Below are 17,200 nucleotides of genomic sequence, written 5' to 3'. Positions count from 1 at the left end.
AACACGTCCTCCGTCAGGCATACCTCTTGTTCAGGCTGGAAAGGAACAGAATGGCCTTCTGCATCAAGATGAATGCGAAGAGCAGAAGCCCGATCAAGATCTTCGTCCACCAGCTCGACAGGGTTCCGTCGAAGGTGATGTATGTCTGAATGAGCCCCTGTATCAGGAGACCGATAAAGGTTCCCGCTACGAATCCTGCACCCCCAGTCAGCAGCGTCCCTCCGATGACGACCGCTGCGATGGCGTCGAGCTCGACGCCCACCGCTGCAAGGGAATAACCGGCCGACGTATAGAGAGAAAAAACGATTCCGGATAGGCCCGCCAGAAAGCCCGAAAGCGCGTAGATCTGGATGGTGGTCTTGGCCACCGGAACGCCCATCAACTCTGCCGTTTGAACCCCGCCGCCGAGCGCGTAGACGTTGGTGCCGAAGCGGGTGCGGTGGGCGAGGAAGATGCCTGCCGCAAAGACGATCAGCATGATGGCGCCGATCAGCGTCAGGCGCCCGCCGCCCGGCAGGCGGTAATAGATGCCGGTCAGCGTCGTGTAATAATCATGCTCGATCGGAATGCTGTCGATCGACAGCACGTAGGACATGCCGCGGGCCAGGAACATGCCGGCGAGCGTGACGATGAAGGGCGGCATCTTCAGGTAATGGATGACCGCGCCCATCAGGCCGCCGAAGGCGGTGGTGATGACGAGCACCATGGCGAAGGCAACCAGCGGATGGACCGCCGTGTCACGCAGGATGACCGCCAGGAAGACGCCGGTGAAGGCGATCACGGAGCCGATCGACAGATCGATGCCGCCCGAGATGATGACGAAGGTCATGCCGACGGCGGCGATTCCGAGGAAAGCGTTGTCGGTCAGAAGATTACCGGCGACGCGGGTCGACAGCATGTTCGGATATTGCAGCGCGCAGGCCGCATAGGACAGGATGAAGATGACGATCGTGGCGAGCAGAGGCAGGTAACGGGAATTCATTTCGGCTGCTCCACGCGCACGCCCGCGCTCTCCACCGGCTTGCGGCTGAAGAAGGCGGCTGCCGATTGCAGCGCCGGCGACTGGATGATGAGAATGACGAGGATGATGATCGCCTTGATGATCAGGTTGAACTCCGGCGGGAATCCGGAAAGCAGGATGCCTGTATTGACCGCCTGGATGATCATCGCGCCGATCAGCGACCCCAGGATGCTGAAGCGGCCGCCAAGCAGCGAGTTTCCGCCCACCACAACAGCCAGGATGGCATCGAGCTCCAGCCACAGTCCGGCGTTGTTGGCATCGGCGCCCTTGATGTCGGCGGCGACGATGATGCCGGCGATCGCCGCGCAGAGGGCGCTCAGCATATAGACGGCCATCAACAGCACCGGGGTACGAACGCCCGAGAGCGTGCTGGCACGTCTATTGATGCCGACCGCCTCGACCAGCATGCCAAGCGCGGTGCGGCGCACCAGCAGGATGACGATCGCGCCGACGAGCAGCCAGATGACGACCGGCATCGGCAGATAGGCGAAGGAGCCGCTGCCGAAGAAGATCAGGCCCGGATCGTTGAAGGTCATGATCACGCCTTCGGTGATCAGCTGCGCGATGCCGCGCCCGGCGACCATCAGCACGAGCGTGGCGATGATCGGCTGGATGTTGAGGATGGCGACGAGGAAGCCGTTCCAGACACCACAGAGCAAACCGACCGCAAGCGTGACGACAAGCGTGTAGGCCAGCGAATTGCCCGAAACGATCGACGAGGCCGCGACCGCGCCGCAGATGGCAATGACGGCGCCGACCGAGAGGTCGATGCCCTTCGTGGCGATGACGAGCGTCATGCCGATCGCCAGCAGCGCCACGGGCGCGCCGCGGTTCAGCACGTCGATGAGGCTGCCGTAGAGCCGGTCATTTTGAACAACGACGTTAAAAAATTGCGGGAACATGATGAAATTCGAGGAAAGAATGACAACAAGCGCAATCAATTGCGGCGCCAGGCGGATGGCGAGCGCCTTAAGTGAGGAACTCATGCATCCTCCGTCTTCTTCTCGGCCGCGGCGATGGCATCGACAATGCCCGACGCGGTAATGCTGTTGCCTGAAAGCTCGGCGATATGTTCGCGGTCACGAAGTACGATGACACGTGAACTATAGGCGACAAGCTCTTCTAATTCCGATGAAATCACCACCAGAGACATACCCTTGGCACAGAGCTCCTCGATCAGCCGGATGATCTCGGCATGCGCCCCGACATCGATGCCGCGCGTCGGTTCGTCGAGGATCAGGAAGTCTGGACTGGTGGCGAGCCAGCGGGCCAGGATGGCCTTCTGCTGATTGCCGCCCGACAAGAGCCGGATCGGCTTCTCGCGGTCGGTGGTGCGGATATCCAGCGTCTTGATGTACTGGTCGGCCAGGGCGTTCTGTTCGCTGCGGGAGAGCGGCCTTGCCCAGCCGCGACGGGCCTGCAGCGCCAGCGCGATATTCTCGCGGATCGACAGGTCGCCGATGATGCCATCCGTCTTGCGGTCCTCCGGGCAGAAGCCGAAGCCCTGCCGGATCGCCGCCCGCGGGCTGTTGAGCGCAACGGGCTTGCCGTCGATCTCCGCCTTGCCGCTATCGGCATTCTCGATGCCGAAGAGCAGCTCGGCCGTCTCCGTGCGCCCGGAACCCAGGAGGCCGGCGACACCGACGACTTCGCCGACGCGGACTTCAAGATCGAAGGGCTTCACCTTGCCGCGCTTGCCATAGCCTTCGAAGCGGTACTTCATCGCCCCGGCCTCGGTGCTACGTTCCTTGGCCGCTTCCTCCGCATGGGCGAGTTCGCGGCCCAGCATCATGGCAATAAGGCCCTGGCGCGGCAGCTCGGCGGTGTCGCGCGTGCCCACAAGGCGGCCGTTGCGCAACACCGTTATGCGGTCGCTGATCTCATAGACCTGCTCCAGGAAGTGCGTAATGAAAACAATGCCTAGCCCCCTCTCCTTCAAGTTTCTGATGATGCCGAAGAGCATCGCCACTTCCTGCGTATCGAGGCTGGCGGTGGGCTCGTCGAGGATCAGGACCTTGCCGGAGAGATCCACGGCCCGGGCGATGGCGATGACCTGCTGCACGGCGACCGAGAAGCGGTCGAGCTGTGCGGTCACGTCGATCGTCAGGCCGTATTGGGCGAGCAGCTCGCGCGCCTGCCGGTTCATGGTGCGGATATCGACCATGCCGAAGCGCCGCGGCTGGCGGCCGAGAAACAGGTTCTCGGCGACGCTGAGATTGGGAAGGAGGTTGACCTCCTGGTAGACGGTGCCGATGCCAAGCCGCTGGGCGGCGAGCGTATCGCCCGGATCGATGTCACCGCCATCGAGCGTCAGGCTGCCGCCGTCACGGCGATAGGCGCCCGTCATGCATTTGATGAGTGTCGATTTGCCTGCTCCGTTTTCGCCGAGCAGCGCATGCACTTCGCCCTTGCGCAGGGTGAAATCCACCTTGTCCAGCGCGACTGCGCCGGGGAAGAATTTCGATATGCCTGATGCGACGAGGACGTTCTCGAAATCGTGAATCATGGTCCGGCCGTTTCCTGATATGCACCCCGTCATGCCGTTGCAAATGCGGGACATGACGTCCCGCACGCAGAGGCAGTCCCGCACCGGTCCATGATGGGCCGGTGCGGTTCCAGCGTCAAATCAGTAGCCCTGACCCTTCTTCTCCTCGTAGACCTTCATCGGATCGTCGGCCTGCGTGTAGAGCTTGGATTCCGTCTGGATCCACTTCGGCGGTGCCTTCTTGTCCTTCAGGTAGGCATCGAGCGCATCGAAGGCGGGGCCGGCCATGTTCGGCGTCAGCTCGACGGTAGCGTTCGCCTCGCCGTCAGCCATCGCCTTGAAGAGATCCGGAACGGAGTCGATCGAGATCGTCAGGATGTCCTTGCCCGGCTTCAGGCCGGCTTCCTTGATCGCCTGGATGGCGCCGACGGCCATGTCGTCGTTATGGGCGTAGAGGGCGCAGATATCCTTGCCGCCGTTCTCCGCCTTCAGGAAGCTTTCCATGACTTCCTTGCCCTTGGCGCGGGTGAAGTCGCCGGTCTGGCTGCGGACGATCTTCAGGTTGTCATGGCCCTTGATGGCTTCTTCGAAGCCCTTCTTGCGGGCGATGGCCGGCGAAGAACCGGTCGTGCCCTGAAGCTCGACGATGTTGCACTTCTTGTCGCCGACGGTCTTGACCAGCCAGTCGCCGGCAACCTTGCCTTCATGGACCTGATCCGAGGTCACGGCGGTGAGATAAAGATCCTCCGGGGCCTTGATCGTGCGGTCGAGCAGGATGACCGGGATATCGGCTTCCTTGGCTTCCTTCAGGACGGCATCCCAGCCGGTTTCGACAACAGGTGCGAGCAGGATGGCGTTGACGCCCTGGGCGATGAAGGAGCGGATCGCCTTGATCTGGTTTTCCTGCTTCTGCTGAGCATCGGAGAACTTGAGATCGATGCCGCGCTTCTCGGCCTGCTGCTTGGTCACGGTCGTTTCGGCAGCGCGCCAGCCCGATTCCGAGCCGATCTGCGAAAAGCCGACAACGAGACCGGCAGCCTGGGCCGAACCGAACATGCAGGCAGCCAGAATCGTGGCACTCAAGAGTGCAGTTTTCAGTTTCATGATTGTCTCTCCCAAAAGGCCGCCTCCTCGCGGCACGAGAGTCAAAAAATCATATAGTATTACTTTTGTAAATCGTAATTCTAGCATGCAGTGCAGCAAAAAAGGCGCCCCTTTCGGAGCGCCTTTCGCAATCGCAAAAGTTGAGGCCTGATATTATTGCGGCAGCTTGTCGTCGACGCCTTCGACGTAGAAGTTCATGCCGAGCAGCGTGCCGTCATCAGCCTTCTCGCCGGCCTTCAGCCAAGGCGTACCGTCCTGCTTGTTGATCGGGCCGGTGAAGGGATGCAGCTCGCCGGACTTGATCTTGGCTTCGGTTTCCTCGGCCATCTTCTTCACGTCATCCGGCATGTTCGTGTAGGGCGCCATCTTGAGGATGTTGTCCTTCAGGCCATCCCAGCTCTGCTCGGACTTCCAGGTGCCGTCGAGCAGCGCGTGAACGCGCTTGGAGTAGTAGTTGCCCCAGGTATCGACAATCGCCGTCAGCTGCGCCTTCGGGCCGGCTGCGATCATGTCGGAGGCCTGACCGAAGGCGTGGATGCCGCGCTCTTCGGCAACCTGCATCGGCGCGGTCGTGTCGGTGTGCTGCGTCAGGACGTCGACGCCCTGGTCGATCATCGCCTTGGCGGCGTCGGCTTCCTTGCCCGGGTCGAACCAGGTGTTGACCCAGATGACCTTGAGCTTGAAGCTCGGGTCGATGGACTTGGCGCCCTGCTCGAAGGAGTTGATGCCCATCACGACTTCCGGGATCGGGAAGGAGGCGATGTAGGCAGCGCCGTGGTTCTTCGAGGTCTTGGCAGCGATCTGGCCGAGAATGTAGCGGCCTTCATAGAAGCGCGAGTTGTAGGTCGCGAGATTCGGGCCGGTCTTGTAGCCGGTGCCGTGCTCGAACTTCACGTCCGGGAACTTGGCGGCAACCTTGACGGTCGCGTCCATGAAGCCGAAGGAGGTCGTGAAGATCAGCTTGCAGCCGGAGCGGGCGAGACGCTCGATGGCGCGCTCGGCGTCCGGGCCTTCCGGCACGTTTTCGAGGTAAGGCGTTTCGATCTTGTCGCCGAATTCCTGCTGGATCTGCTGGCGGCCGAGATCATGCGCCTGCGAGTAGCCGCCGTCGGTGTGCGAACCGACATAGACGAAGCAGATCTTGGTCTTGTCCGCCGCCTGAGCGGAACCGACGCTGATCAGCGCGGCAGCCGATGCGGCAAGTGCGAGTGCTATTTTCTTCATGGTGACCCCTGTTGGTTTTGAAGAGATTTCCGGAAACCCGTCTGATTTTTTTCTTCTATCGCTCCGGTACGAAGGCTTTTCCAAGCGACGCGGGCGTATTGATCAACGTCGTGCGCCGATTATGAGAAATGATGATGAGAACCACAATAGTGGCCGCATAGGGCAGCATCGACAGGAACTGCGCGGGGATGCCGATGCCGAAGGCCTGCGCGTGCAGCTGCAGAATGGTGACGGCGCCGAACAGATAGCCACCGGCAAAGACGCGCAGCGGCCGCCAGGAAGCGAAGACGACCAGCGCCAGCGTGATCCAGCCGCGCCCGGATGACATGTTCTCCACCCATTGCGGCGTATAGACCAGCGACAGCTGAGCACCGGCAAGACCGGCGCAGGCGCCGCCGAAGATGACGGCCAGATAGCGGGTGCGGATGACGTTGATGCCGAGCGCGTGGGCCGAGGCGTGATTGTCGCCGATGGCGCGCAGCTTGAGCCCGGCGCGGCTGCGGAACAGGAACCAGCTGACGCCGACCAGGAGCGCGATCGACAGGTAGAAGGTCAGGTCCTGGCGGAACAGCACCGAGCCGATCACTGGGATATCCGACAGGAACGGGAAGACGATGGGACTCAGCCGGATGCCGGGAACGCTGACGAAGGATTCGCCGAGCATGCCTGACACGCCGAGACCAAGAATGGTAAGCGCCAGACCTGTCGCCACCTGGTTTGCCACCAGCGTCAGCGTCAGGAAGCCGAAGAGCAGCGAAAACAGCGCGCCCGCGGCGATACCGCAGATCAGGCCGATATAGGGCGAGCCACTCATCTGCGCACCGGCGAAGGCGGCGACGGCGCCCATGATCATCATACCCTCGACACCGAGGTTGAGGACGCCAGAACGCTCGGCCACGAGTTCGCCGAGCGCGGCGATGACGAGCGGCGTGGAGGCGGTGATGACCGTCAGCAGGATGGCTTCGAAGATGCTCATGCCGCGCCTCCCCGGACCCGCGACCAGATGATGCGGATCTTGTAGTAGATGAGCGTGTCGCACGAGAGCACGAAGAACAGCAGCAAGCCCTGGAACACGCGCGTAACCTTGTCGGAGACGCCGATCGACAGCTGCGCTGCCTCGCCGCCGAGATAGGTCAGCGCCAGCACCAGGCCGGAGAGAATGATGCCGAGCGGATTGAGGCGGCCGAGGAAGGCGACGATGATCGCGGTAAAGCCATAACCCGGCGAGATAGCCGGCTGCAGGTGGCCGATCGAGCCGGAGACTTCGGAAATGCCTGCGAGACCGGCCAGAGCGCCCGAAAACAGGAAGCCGAACCAGATCATCCGCTTCGAGGAAAAGCCTGCAAAACGCCCTGCCCGTTCCGACTGGCCGAGGACGACGATCTCGAAGCCCTTCAGCGTGTATTTCATCATGAACCAGACGAGGATCGCGGCAACGATCGCGAAGATGAAGGCCCAATGCGCGCGGCCGGACTCCTCCCAGATCGCGGGCAAGGTCGCTTCCGGCGGAAAGCCGACGCTTTCAGGGAAGTTGAAGCCCTGCGGATTGCGCCAGCGGCCACGGATCAGCCAGTCGAGGAAGAGCTGGGCGATATAGACCAGCATCAGCGAGGTCAGGATCTCGTTGGTGTTGAAATGCGCTTTCAGCAGCGCCGGGATTGCCGCAAACAGCGCCCCGCCGATCGCGCCCATGATCAGCATCAGCGGCAGCACCATCGGCGAATGCCATTCGGTGAAGACGATCGGCAGGATCGAGCCGGTAATGGCGCCGACCGTGAACTGGCCTTCGGCGCCGATGTTCCAGTTGTTGGAACGGTAACAAACCGAAAGACCGACGGCGATCAGGATCAGCGGTGCGGCCTTGATCGCCAGCTCGTGCAGCGACCAGACTTCGAGCAGCGGCTCGATGAAAAAGGCGTCGAGCGCCTCGATTGGGTCCTTGCCGAGAATGGCGAACATGATGGCGCCGGCAATCAACGTCAGGGCCAGTGCGAGCAGCGGCGAGACGAAGGCGTAGAGCTTCGAGACCTGCGGACGCTTTTCGAGTTCAATGCGCATGTCCGGCCTCCGCAGCGGGCTTGCTTTCATGCAGGCCGCCCATGAACAGGCCGATCTTTTCGCGGGTCAGTTCGCCCGACGGGAATGGCGGCGACAGCCGCCCTTCGGAGATGACGGCGATCTCGGTCGCGACTTCGAAGATCTCGTCGAGATCCTGGCTGATGACGACGACGGCAGAACCGGCACGGGCCAGATCGACCAGAGCCTGACGGATGCGGCTTGCAGCACCGGCATCAACGCCCCAGGTCGGCTGATTGACGACGAGGACGGCCGGCTGGCGGTCGAGCTCGCGGCCGACGATGAACTTCTGCAGGTTGCCGCCCGACAGCGACCCAGCCGCCGGATCGTCTCCGCTCTTGCGGACATCCATGGCTTCGGAAATGCGGCGCGCGGCGGTCTTGACTGCGCCGTGCTTGATGACACCGAGGAAGCCTCCGCCAAGGAAGGACTTGCGATCCGACTGGCTGCGCGCCAGCACCAGATTGTCAGAGAGCTTCATGGCCGAGACGGCGGCGTGGCCGTGGCGTTCCTCCGGGACGAAACCGGCGCCGAGAAGACGGCGGGCGGTAATGCCGAGCGTGCCGACCGGTTTTGCGCGAATCATCACCGCGTTCGGCTCGGCAACGGGATATTCGCCGGAGAGCGCATCGAAAAGTTCGCTCTGACCATTACCGGCCACACCGGCGATCGCCAGGATTTCGCCGGAGCGGACAGCCAAAGAGACGTCCTTGAGCGGCATGGCGAAGGGAGTACGCGCAGAGACAGAAAGGCCGGTCACCGCGAGCTGGACTTCGCCCTTGTTGCCGCGGTCGGGATGGGTGACGGCTGCGACATCGCTGCCGACCATCATGCGGGCCAACGATGCCGGCGTTTCCTGCTTCGGATCGCAGGCGCCGGTCACCTTGCCGTGGCGAAGAACGGTGGCGCGGTCGCAGATGCGCTGCACTTCCTCGAGACGGTGGCTGATATAGAGAACGGAGCGGCCCTCGGCCTTCAGCTTGAAGAGTGTCTCGAACAGCTTGTCGGCTTCCTGCGGCGTCAGCACCGAAGTCGGCTCGTCGAGGATGATCAGTTTCGGGTTCTGCAGCAGGGCGCGGACGATCTCGATGCGCTGGCGTTCGCCGACCGAAAGGTCGGCCACATGCGCATGCGGGTCGAGCGGCAGACCGTAGGCGCGCGACAGCGTGCGTGCCTCTTCGGCGATCTTGCCGATCGGAATGGTGTCAGCGAGCGAGAGAGCGATATTTTCGGCAACGGTCAGCGCTTCGAACAGCGAGAAGTGCTGGAAGACCATGCCGACGCCGAGATTGCGGGCCTCGCCGGGGGAGCCGATGGTGACGGGCTTGCCTTCCCAGAGGATGTGACCAGCCGTCGGCTCCAGCACGCCGAACAGCATTTTCACCAGGGTCGATTTTCCCGCACCGTTTTCTCCAAGCAGAGCATGGATTTCGCCGGGGGCTATATCGAGGTCGATTTCATTGCAGGCAGCAAAGCTGCCGAAATGCTTGGTCAGCTTCTGGACCGACAGTAACGCACCCGACGACGGCGCATTGGATGACGACACGTTCCCCTCATTTCTCTCTGCCGATCCGTCCTTTTTCACGGAATCTCTATGGGATCAGCAGCGTAGTTCCAGTCGTTTTTCTTGCTTCCAGATCCGTGTGAGCCCGTCCCACCTCACGTAGCGGATATGTTTGATTGATATTGATACGCACTTTGTTGCTCAGCACAACAGCAAATAGCGCGTTTGCACAATCCTTAAGCTCTTGCGGTGTCGCAATGTAGCTGAAGAGCGTCGGCCGGGTGGCAAAGAGCGAGCCGCGCTGGGCGAGTGCGGCAAGCGTGAAATTCTCAATGCCGCCAGAGGATTGACCGAAGGAGGCAAAGAGACCGCGCGGCTTCAGGCAGTCGAGCGAGTGCGGGAAGGTGTCGCGGCCGATGGAGTCGTAGACGACATCGACGCCCTTGCCGCCGGTGATTTCCTTCACCCTGTCGACGAAGTTTTCCGTCCTGTAGTTGATGACGTGATCGTAACCGTGCTCGAGCGCCAGCTTGACCTTGTCGTCCGATCCCGCCGTACCGATGACGGTAGCGCCGAGCGCCCTCGCCCACTGACCGGCGATCAGGCCGACGCCGCCGGCAGCGGCGTGGAACAGCAGAACCGTTTCCGGCCCGACCTTGAAGGTGCGGTTCAGCAGATACTCTGCCGTCATGCCCTTCAGCATCATCGCGGCGGCGGTTTCGAGACTGATGCCGTCAGGCACCTTGACCAGATGCTTGGTGTCGATGTTGCGCTCGACGCTATAGGCGCCATCGGCGCTCGCGTAGGCAACCCGGTCGCCGACGGCAAAGCCGGTCACGCCCGGGCCGACAACGGTGATGGTGCCGGAGGCTTCCTTGCCGGTGACGAAGGGCAGATGCGGCGCCTTGTAGGTGCCGTCGCGGAAATAGACGTCGATGAAGTTCAGGCCGATCGCAGCATGTTTCAGCTGCACCTCGCCGGCGCCGGGCGGCGGCAGATCGACATCCACATAGTCAAGAACCTCCGGGCCGCCATTGCGGCTGAATGCGACTGCCTGCGTCTTTGCCATTGCGCCTGTCCTATTCGCTCTTTCCAAGCGCCGGGAAGAACTGCAGCACGGCGCCGATGCAGTAGAGATAGATACCGCTGATGATGAAGAGGACAACCGCCCAATGCGGCATATCGAAATGCATCAGTAGCGAATAGATGCCGAGCGCCGACCAGAGAAAGAAGACGCCGAGATTGAGCGGCCGCAGGCGCTTGACGCGGACCGGATGCAGGAAATTGATCGGCAGGAACGTCAGGAATACCGAGACCGTGACGACGATCATCGCGGTCATGGCGCTCGCATCCATGACGAAGAGCGTGAAGACGATCATGTTCCAAACGACGGGGAAGCCCGAGAAGAAGTATTCCTCAGTCTTCATGCCCATATCGGCATAATAGATGGCGCTGGAGACGACGATCATGCCGGCCGCGGCAAAGGACCAGGGCTCGCCGATCATGCCACTCTGATAGAGCGCGAAGGCTGGTAGCAGCACGTAGGTGACATAGTCGATGATGTTGTCGAGCGTGTCGCCCGACCAGTTCGGCAGTACTTCCTTGACCCGCACCTTGCGGGCGATCGGGCCGTCGATGCCGTCGACGAGGAGCGCCAGGCCCAGCCACCAGAACATGTCGATGAAACGATGCTCGGCAGCGGCCACAACGCCGAGGAAGGCCAGAAAGGAGCCGGAAGCCGTCAGAATATGGACGGAAAAGGCGCGCATCTCCGCGTAGGGTACGCGCTTGTAATTGAAAATCTTCATGTTTCCCCGTAGCGCCTGCCGCCCCCTGATACTCCCGGGCGCGTTTTGGCCCTAATATGCATCCTTTGCCCCGCTCCGCCAGATCAAAAGCGAAAACAGCCCACAGAGCATTGAATCATGAGAATGACATGCATATTTCGCAGCTGGCACGCGGCAGAGAATGGATTGCCTTTAATTTGCGGTGGTTTTGTAATATCAGCCTCGCAATAGAACTTTCGTGCGATGAATACGGGATCCGATACCGAAATGAACGCCCCTGCAAAGACCGAAGATTTCGCCTCCTCCATTCCGGCAAACGTCTATGCCGAAACGGTGCTGAGTGTGACCCATTATACCGACCGGCTCTTCCGCTTCACGATGACCCGGCCGCAGGGCTTCCGTTTCCGCTCGGGCGAGTTCGCGATGATAGGCCTGATGGTCGAGGGCAAGCCGGTATTCCGCGCCTATTCGATCGCAAGCCCTGCCTGGGCCGAAGAGCTCGAATTCTTCTCGATCAAGGTTCCGGATGGCCCGCTGACCTCACATCTGCAGGGCATCAAGCCTGGCGACCAGGTGCTGATGCGCAAGAAGCCGACCGGCACGCTGGTCCTCGACGCGCTGACCCCCGGCAAGCGCCTCTACATGTTCTCGACCGGCACCGGCATAGCACCCTTCGCCAGCCTGATCCGCGATCCCGAGACCTATGAGAAGTTCGAGGAAGTCATCCTCACCCATACGACGCGTGACGTTGCCGAACTGAAATACGGCTTCGACCTCGTTGACGAAATCCGCAACGACGAGCTGCTCGCCGAAATCGTCGGCGACAAGCTGCGCCACTATGCGACCGTGACCCGCGAGGATTTCGAGCGCACCGGCCGCATTACCGACCTTATCGAGTCCGGTAAGCTGTTCACCGATCTCGGCATCCCGCCGATCGATCCGGCGATCGACCGCGGCATGATCTGCGGCTCGTCGGCCATGCTGAAGGACACCAAGGAACTGCTCGAAAAGGCAGGCCTGGAGGAAGGCGCCAACAGCAAGCCGGCCGAGTTCGTCATCGAACGCGCCTTCGTCGGCTGATCGCTCCAGACAATCTGATTGCAAACGGCTCCGGAAACGGGGCCGTTTTCATTTCTGGCTGAGATAGTCGATCAGTACGGTCATCGTGTCACGGGCGGCGTCGGTGCGGCCCTCGCGGATCGCCTCGATCGTTGCGACATGCAACGCGATCGAGCGCTCCATGCGGGACGGGTTGGCGGTCGAGTACCAGATGCGGCGCGAATGGGTCTGCACCGGGCCGAGCGCCGCGGTGATGAACTGGTTCGGACAAGCCTCTTCCAGCACTTCGTCGAACGCCTTGTCGGCGGCGAAGAAGGCGGCGAGATCGCCGCTGTCGGCGCAGGCCCGCATGGCGTTCTCGCAGCCGGCCAGCGCCTCGCGCTGATCCTCGTTCGCGTGCTCGGCAACGAGGGCCGCGGCAATCGGCTCCAGCTCGCGGCGCACCTGCATGACGCTGGCGTGGTCGTCAGGGCCGATCTCGGCAATCTGCAGGCCGACGCGTGGGCGCACGATGATCAGGCCCTGCCAGGCGAGCTTCTGGATCGCCTCGCGCACCGGCGTGCGGCCGTGCCCGGTCATATCGATCAGCTGGCGCTCCGTCACCATGGCACCGGGCTTCACAGCGAGCGTGACGATCGCGTGCTCAAGCGCCAGGTAGGATTGGTGACTTTGCGAGTTCTGCATTCGGTGATCCGCCGCAACTTACTGATATATCATCCCTTACACGCATCCTGCGCAATGGCAAGGTTGGGTGTGGGGATGACATATCAAAGAGCGGTGACTTCACGTCACTCGTGACGGAGTGCCTCGATCGGGTTCAGCTGGGCGGCGCGCCGGGCCGGAAAATAGCCGAAGATCATCCCGATCGCCGCCGAGAAGGCGAAGGCGACGCCGATCATCAGCGGGCTGACGACGAATGGCACCTTCAGCAGCGTCACCGAAACGAAGCCGATCCCCATGCCGAGCACGATACCGGTAATGCCGCCGAACAAGGACAGCGCCACCGCCTCGACGAGGAACTGCATGAGGACCTGCGTCTCCAGCGCGCCGATCGCGAGACGTATGCCGATCTCGCGGGTTCGCTCCGTCACCGATACCAGCATGATGTTCATGATGCCTATGCCGCCGACCAGCAGACTGATGGCGGCGACGGCGCCGAGCAGGCCGGTCAGCAGCGTCGTCGTTCCGGTCATCGCTTCGGCGATCTGTGTCATGTCGTTGACGTTGAAATCGTCCTCGCGGCCTGGAATGATCTTGCGGCGCTCGCGCAGCAGGTTTTCGGTCTCGTCCTGGATCTTGGAGGTCTCGACACCATCGCGCGCCGAGATGACGATCATCTGCACATTCGCATTGGCCTTGCCGCCGATACGGCGCTGGTAGACCTTCACCGGCATGATCACCACGTCGTCCTGGTCATTACCCATGCCCGACTGACCGCGCTTGGCGAGAACGCCGATGACGCTGCAGGAAACCTTGCCGACGCGGATCTGCTGGCCGGTGGGATCGGCTGCGCCGAAGAGCTGGGAGCGCACGGTCTCGCCGAGGATACAACGCGCCCTGCCCCGTTCCTCGGCGGCATCGAAGGTGCGGCCGAGCGCCATGTCCCAGTCCTGGGCGATGAAATAGTCGTTGGTCGTACCCATGACGCTCGTCGAATGGCTCTGGCCGCCATAGATGACCGTCGCAGTCGTCTGGTTGAGCGGCGCGACAGCGCGCAGGCCAGTCACCTGATCGCGGATCGCATCGACATCCTTGACCGTGAAACGCCGGGCCTCCGTACTGGCGCGTCCGGGGCCGAACTGGCCGGGCCGGGCAAAAAGCATGTTGGTGCCGAGCCGGGAGAGCTCGGCCGATACCTGCGCCGTCGTGCCATTGCCTATCGTCACCAGCGCGATGACGGCGGCAACGCCGATGACGACGCCGAGCACAGTCAGGAACGAGCGCAGCATGTTGCGGGTGATGGCGCGCAGCGCGAGCTTCAGCGTCTCAAGAAACATGGCTGGCCTCCTGCTGATGCGCCACTTCGGCTTCCAGCTTGCCATCGACGAAGCGCAGCAGGCGCTGGGCGTAGGCGGCGATATCGGGCTCGTGGGTGACCATGACGATGGTGATCCCCTGCTCGCGGTTCAGGCGCGTCATCAGATCCATGATCTCGATGCTGGTCTTGGTATCGAGATTGCCCGTCGGTTCGTCAGCGAGCAACAGTGCCGGTTCGGTGACGATGGCGCGGGCGATTGCGACGCGCTGCTGCTGGCCACCGGAGAGCTCCTGCGTCTTGTGATGTTCGCGGCCAGAGAGGCCGACGAGCTTCAGTGCCTCGCGGGCGCGCTTGTGACGCTCCGCGGCATGCATGCCGCGATAGATCAGCGGCAGCTCGACATTTTCGAGCGCCGAGGTGCGCGACAGAAGATTGAAGCCCTGGAAGACGAAGCCCAGCATGTGGCGGCGCAGCAGCGTCAGCTGGCTGCGATCGAACCCGGTCGTCGAGATGCCCTGGAAGACATAGTCGCCCGAAGTCGGCACATCGAGGCAGCCGAGAATGTTCATCGCCGTCGACTTGCCGGAACCCGAGGGGCCCATGATCGCGACGAATTCATGCGTGGCGATCGCCATATCGACGTGATCGAGGGCACGGATCGCCGCCTCGCCCTCGCCGTAGATCTTCGACACCTGCCGGAATTCCAGAAGCGGCGGAGTGCTCATCATCCGCCCGCCTATCGTGTCCTGGCGGTGGCGTCGGTCACGAGCGCATCGCCGTCCTTGATCTCACCCGAGGTCACCTGCGTGAACTGGCCATCCGACGAGCCCACCTGGATGACGAGTGGAACCTGGCGTTCGCCGCGCAGCACCCAGACACGGCGCTTGTTGCCGGTCAGTGCTTCGCCACCGGCGCCCGATCGCGGTCCCATGCGGGGTGGACGGAAGAGACCGAAAATGCCGCGGTTGCGGCCGGCGCCCGTTTCCGGCGGCGCATAGCGCAGCGCGGCATTCGGCACCATCAGCGTGTCCTTGACGGCCTCGACGGTGACGTCGGCTGTCGCCGTCATGCCCGGGCGCAGCAGCAGGTCGGCATTGTTGACAGAGAGCACAGCCTTGTAGGTGACGACGTTGTTGGTCGTCTCCGAGGCAAAGCGGATCTGCTCGATCTCGGCGGGGAACGTCCGGTCCGGATAGGCGTCGACGGTGAAGGTCGCCTTCTGGCCGACGGCGATCTGGCCGACATCGGCCTCATCGACATCCACCTGCAGCTCCATCTTCTTCAGGTCGCCGCCGATGACGAAGAGAACCGGTGCGGAGAGCGACGCGGCAACGGTTGCGCCCGGATCGACCGAACGCGTCAGGATGACGCCATCGATCGGCGAGACGATCTTCGCCTTGGCGAGATTGACTTCCGCCAGCTGCAGATCGGCTTCCGACGATAGCACGTCGGCTTCGTTGATCTCTTTGGTGGCGACGGCGGAATCGAACTTGTAGCTCGCGTCGTCGAGGCTCTGGCGCGTCGTGACGTTGCTCTGCACGAGGTTTTTGACGCGATCCAGCGAGGTGCGCGCCGATTCCAGATCGGCACCGGCCTTGGTGACATTGGCTTTCGCGGAAGCGAGCTTGGCGCGCGAGCTCTTGACGTCGGCTTCCAGCTTGTTGGTGTCGAGGACGGCGAGCACGTCGCCCGCCTTGACGGTGCTGTTATAGTCGACATTGACGTCGCGCACCGTGCCGGAAAGCTCGCTCGAAATATCGACCTGCTCCGTCGGCTGCACCGAACCGGTGGCTGTGACGAGAACCGTCAGGTCGCCGCGCTTCACCGGCTGGGTCGTGTAGCTGTATTCGTTGCCGCCGCGGCCGGAATAGTAATAGGCCGCACCGCCACCGATGATGACGATCGCGGCGGCTGCCAGCAGTCTCCCCCGCCAGCGGCCGGATTTGCGGCGCTTGCCGGATGCGGCGAGAACGGCCGCGAGATCGTTTTCGGCATGCTTGGCGGGCGATGTCTTCGGGCCGGTTCCAGTTTCGGAATCGCTCATAAAATCCTCAAACAGAGATATGGGAGCACCTGCTCCGTTCATCCCTAGATAGTCACAGGGTAGATGAACCGGAGATTAGCGATAGCGCCGCATTGGCACGGAAAGCGGGCATTGTGCAATTAAATCTTGGTAATAAAACTCCGCTTTTCAAACCGGATCGCCCGGAAACTGCGCCGCGCCGGCGACAGGATGCAGCCAGTGCTCGCGCCTGATGATCCAGACCTCCTGTGCCGGCTCGATTCCAACAGGAGGACCATCGAACGAGCCGAGCCGCAGCTCGGCTTTCTCATCCGTTAGGCAAAACAGGCGGCCGCCGCAATGCGGACAGAAACTGCGCCCGGCAAAGACGGATACATCGCCGGAATAGGTCAGGGCCGCGCGCGGCCATATCGCATAGGCGGAGAACAGCGAGCCGCTTTCCTTGCGGCAATCGGCACAATGGCAAAGACCGGATGTCAAAGGCTCGCCCCGGATCTCGTAGCGGACGGCGCCGCAGAGACAGCCGCCGCTGCGCAGCGCGCTCACATGCCGAGGCCGGGCGTCGGGTGCGGCGGCCTGCGCTTTGCCGCCATCAGCAGGTCGAGCTCCGTGGCTGAGGGACCGAACTTGTCGAACAGCCGCTTCGCCTCGTCATCATCGAGGCGGTATTTGCGCGCGAATTCGCTGATGCTGTAGGGCCGTCCACGGATCACCTTGTGGGATGAGGTCTTGCTGTCAGTTGTATGTCCGGTCATCGAAAGAGCCCTCCTGCGCGCTGCATTTACAATCTAGGGCGGCGGTCGATCATGGAAAGGCCAGCGGAAAAACGTGAAACAGAATGCAACCTGAAAGTAATCATGGAACTATACTTATAGTTGGTGAGATAAATTGCCGCGTTGACTGAGAATTTCATCCGGTCCGATAGTTTACGGGCACACG

The 17,200-nt window shown here is 62.1% G+C and carries 17 protein-coding genes; 1 reads left to right on the top strand and 16 read right to left on the bottom strand.

The window, feature by feature from the left end; translation table 11 throughout:
* Nucleotides 1-13: 13 nt before the first annotated feature.
* The 10 genes from yjfF to pcsA all read right to left on the bottom strand — a co-directional run bounded on the left by yjfF (nt 14) and on the right by pcsA (nt 11,222).
* Nucleotides 14-982, bottom strand: a complete 969-nt coding sequence (gene yjfF / locus ACQZ5H_RS05660; protein WP_449096972.1) for a galactofuranose ABC transporter, permease protein YjfF — start codon at nt 980-982, stop codon at nt 14-16.
* Nucleotides 979-2,007 (bottom strand): ABC transporter permease, encoded by a 1,029-nt coding sequence (locus ACQZ5H_RS05655; protein WP_449096971.1) that lies wholly within the window; start codon nt 2,005-2,007, stop codon nt 979-981. The genes yjfF and ACQZ5H_RS05655 overlap by 4 nt, the downstream gene beginning before the upstream one ends.
* A complete protein-coding gene (ytfR, locus tag ACQZ5H_RS05650; protein WP_449096970.1) occupies nt 2,004-3,527 on the bottom strand; it encodes a galactofuranose ABC transporter, ATP-binding protein YtfR in 1,524 nt (507 codons plus the stop codon). The genes ACQZ5H_RS05655 and ytfR overlap by 4 nt, the downstream gene beginning before the upstream one ends.
* Before the next feature lie 120 nt (nt 3,528-3,647).
* Nucleotides 3,648-4,610 (bottom strand): galactofuranose ABC transporter, galactofuranose-binding protein YtfQ, encoded by a 963-nt coding sequence (gene ytfQ, locus ACQZ5H_RS05645; protein ID WP_112711845.1) that lies wholly within the window; start codon nt 4,608-4,610, stop codon nt 3,648-3,650.
* 153 nt (nt 4,611-4,763) lie between these two features.
* Nucleotides 4,764-5,834: a BMP family ABC transporter substrate-binding protein gene (locus ACQZ5H_RS05640; protein WP_449096969.1), complete on the bottom strand. Its 1,071-nt coding sequence runs from the start codon at nt 5,832-5,834 to the stop codon at nt 4,764-4,766.
* Nucleotides 5,835-5,889: 55 nt separating this feature from the next.
* Complete coding sequence (locus tag ACQZ5H_RS05635) at nt 5,890-6,810, bottom strand: ABC transporter permease (protein ID WP_112711841.1); 921 nt, start codon at nt 6,808-6,810, stop codon at nt 5,890-5,892.
* Nucleotides 6,807-7,892, bottom strand: coding sequence for an ABC transporter permease (locus tag ACQZ5H_RS05630; protein WP_203428908.1), 1,086 nt, complete (start codon nt 7,890-7,892; stop codon nt 6,807-6,809). The genes ACQZ5H_RS05635 and ACQZ5H_RS05630 overlap by 4 nt, the downstream gene beginning before the upstream one ends.
* Complete coding sequence (locus tag ACQZ5H_RS05625) at nt 7,882-9,456, bottom strand: ABC transporter ATP-binding protein (RefSeq protein WP_449096968.1); 1,575 nt, start codon at nt 9,454-9,456, stop codon at nt 7,882-7,884. Before ACQZ5H_RS05625 ends, ACQZ5H_RS05630 begins: the two co-directional genes overlap by 11 nt.
* Nucleotides 9,457-9,502: 46 nt before the next feature.
* Entirely contained in the window at nt 9,503-10,483 is a 981-nt protein-coding gene (locus ACQZ5H_RS05620; RefSeq protein ID WP_449096967.1) for a quinone oxidoreductase family protein, read from the bottom strand.
* A gap of 10 nt (nt 10,484-10,493) precedes the next feature.
* Nucleotides 10,494-11,222 (bottom strand): phosphatidylcholine synthase, encoded by a 729-nt coding sequence (pcsA, locus tag ACQZ5H_RS05615; RefSeq protein ID WP_112711833.1) that lies wholly within the window; start codon nt 11,220-11,222, stop codon nt 10,494-10,496.
* A gap of 246 nt (nt 11,223-11,468) precedes the next feature.
* On the opposite strand from pcsA, the gene ACQZ5H_RS05610 reads away from it, so the two are divergent.
* Nucleotides 11,469-12,281, top strand: a complete 813-nt coding sequence (locus tag ACQZ5H_RS05610) for a ferredoxin--NADP reductase (protein ID WP_203429983.1) — start codon at nt 11,469-11,471, stop codon at nt 12,279-12,281.
* A 48-nt stretch (nt 12,282-12,329) separates the two neighbouring features.
* Here ACQZ5H_RS05610 and ACQZ5H_RS05605 read toward each other — a convergent pair whose 3' ends face one another.
* The 6 genes from ACQZ5H_RS05605 to ACQZ5H_RS05580 form a co-directional block, all read right to left on the bottom strand.
* Nucleotides 12,330-12,944, bottom strand: coding sequence for a GntR family transcriptional regulator (locus ACQZ5H_RS05605; protein ID WP_112711831.1), 615 nt, complete (start codon nt 12,942-12,944; stop codon nt 12,330-12,332).
* 104 nt (nt 12,945-13,048) lie between these two features.
* A complete protein-coding gene (locus ACQZ5H_RS05600; RefSeq protein ID WP_449096966.1) occupies nt 13,049-14,257 on the bottom strand; it encodes an ABC transporter permease in 1,209 nt (402 codons plus the stop codon).
* Nucleotides 14,247-14,963 carry an ABC transporter ATP-binding protein gene (locus ACQZ5H_RS05595; RefSeq protein ID WP_449097021.1) on the bottom strand — a complete coding sequence of 239 codons (717 nt, stop codon included), beginning with the start codon at nt 14,961-14,963 and terminating at the stop codon, nt 14,247-14,249. The genes ACQZ5H_RS05600 and ACQZ5H_RS05595 overlap by 11 nt, the downstream gene beginning before the upstream one ends.
* 11 nt (nt 14,964-14,974) lie before the next feature.
* Entirely contained in the window at nt 14,975-16,282 is a 1,308-nt protein-coding gene (locus ACQZ5H_RS05590; RefSeq protein WP_449096965.1) for an efflux RND transporter periplasmic adaptor subunit, read from the bottom strand.
* A gap of 147 nt (nt 16,283-16,429) precedes the next feature.
* Nucleotides 16,430-16,807: a GFA family protein gene (locus ACQZ5H_RS05585; RefSeq protein ID WP_449096964.1), complete on the bottom strand. Its 378-nt coding sequence runs from the start codon at nt 16,805-16,807 to the stop codon at nt 16,430-16,432.
* Nucleotides 16,804-17,016: a hypothetical protein gene (locus ACQZ5H_RS05580; RefSeq protein WP_130278357.1), complete on the bottom strand. Its 213-nt coding sequence runs from the start codon at nt 17,014-17,016 to the stop codon at nt 16,804-16,806. Before ACQZ5H_RS05580 ends, ACQZ5H_RS05585 begins: the two co-directional genes overlap by 4 nt.
* Nucleotides 17,017-17,200 lie beyond the last annotated feature (184 nt).

The organism is Rhizobium sp. 21-4511-3d (assembly GCF_053522545.1).
This window is presented reverse-complemented; position numbering and strand designations above follow the sequence as displayed.

Coding starts and splice junctions, on each gene's coding strand:
- yjfF (WP_449096972.1), bottom strand. CDS start 982: ATGAATTCCCGTTACCTGCCTCTGCTCGCCACGATCGTCATCTTCATC.
- ACQZ5H_RS05655 (WP_449096971.1), bottom strand. CDS start 2,007: ATGAGTTCCTCACTTAAGGCGCTCGCCATCCGCCTGGCGCCGCAATTG.
- ytfR (WP_449096970.1), bottom strand. CDS start 3,527: ATGATTCACGATTTCGAGAACGTCCTCGTCGCATCAGGCATATCGAAA.
- ytfQ (WP_112711845.1), bottom strand. CDS start 4,610: ATGAAACTGAAAACTGCACTCTTGAGTGCCACGATTCTGGCTGCCTGC.
- ACQZ5H_RS05640 (WP_449096969.1), bottom strand. CDS start 5,834: ATGAAGAAAATAGCACTCGCACTTGCCGCATCGGCTGCCGCGCTGATC.
- ACQZ5H_RS05635 (WP_112711841.1), bottom strand. CDS start 6,810: ATGAGCATCTTCGAAGCCATCCTGCTGACGGTCATCACCGCCTCCACG.
- ACQZ5H_RS05630 (WP_203428908.1), bottom strand. CDS start 7,892: ATGCGCATTGAACTCGAAAAGCGTCCGCAGGTCTCGAAGCTCTACGCC.
- ACQZ5H_RS05620 (WP_449096967.1), bottom strand. CDS start 10,483: ATGGCAAAGACGCAGGCAGTCGCATTCAGCCGCAATGGCGGCCCGGAG.
- pcsA (WP_112711833.1), bottom strand. CDS start 11,222: ATGAAGATTTTCAATTACAAGCGCGTACCCTACGCGGAGATGCGCGCC.
- ACQZ5H_RS05610 (WP_203429983.1), top strand. CDS start 11,469: ATGAACGCCCCTGCAAAGACCGAAGATTTCGCCTCCTCCATTCCGGCA.
- ACQZ5H_RS05605 (WP_112711831.1), bottom strand. CDS start 12,944: ATGCAGAACTCGCAAAGTCACCAATCCTACCTGGCGCTTGAGCACGCG.
- ACQZ5H_RS05600 (WP_449096966.1), bottom strand. CDS start 14,257: ATGTTTCTTGAGACGCTGAAGCTCGCGCTGCGCGCCATCACCCGCAAC.
- ACQZ5H_RS05595 (WP_449097021.1), bottom strand. CDS start 14,963: ATGAGCACTCCGCCGCTTCTGGAATTCCGGCAGGTGTCGAAGATCTAC.
- ACQZ5H_RS05590 (WP_449096965.1), bottom strand. CDS start 16,282: ATGAGCGATTCCGAAACTGGAACCGGCCCGAAGACATCGCCCGCCAAG.
- ACQZ5H_RS05580 (WP_130278357.1), bottom strand. CDS start 17,016: ATGACCGGACATACAACTGACAGCAAGACCTCATCCCACAAGGTGATC.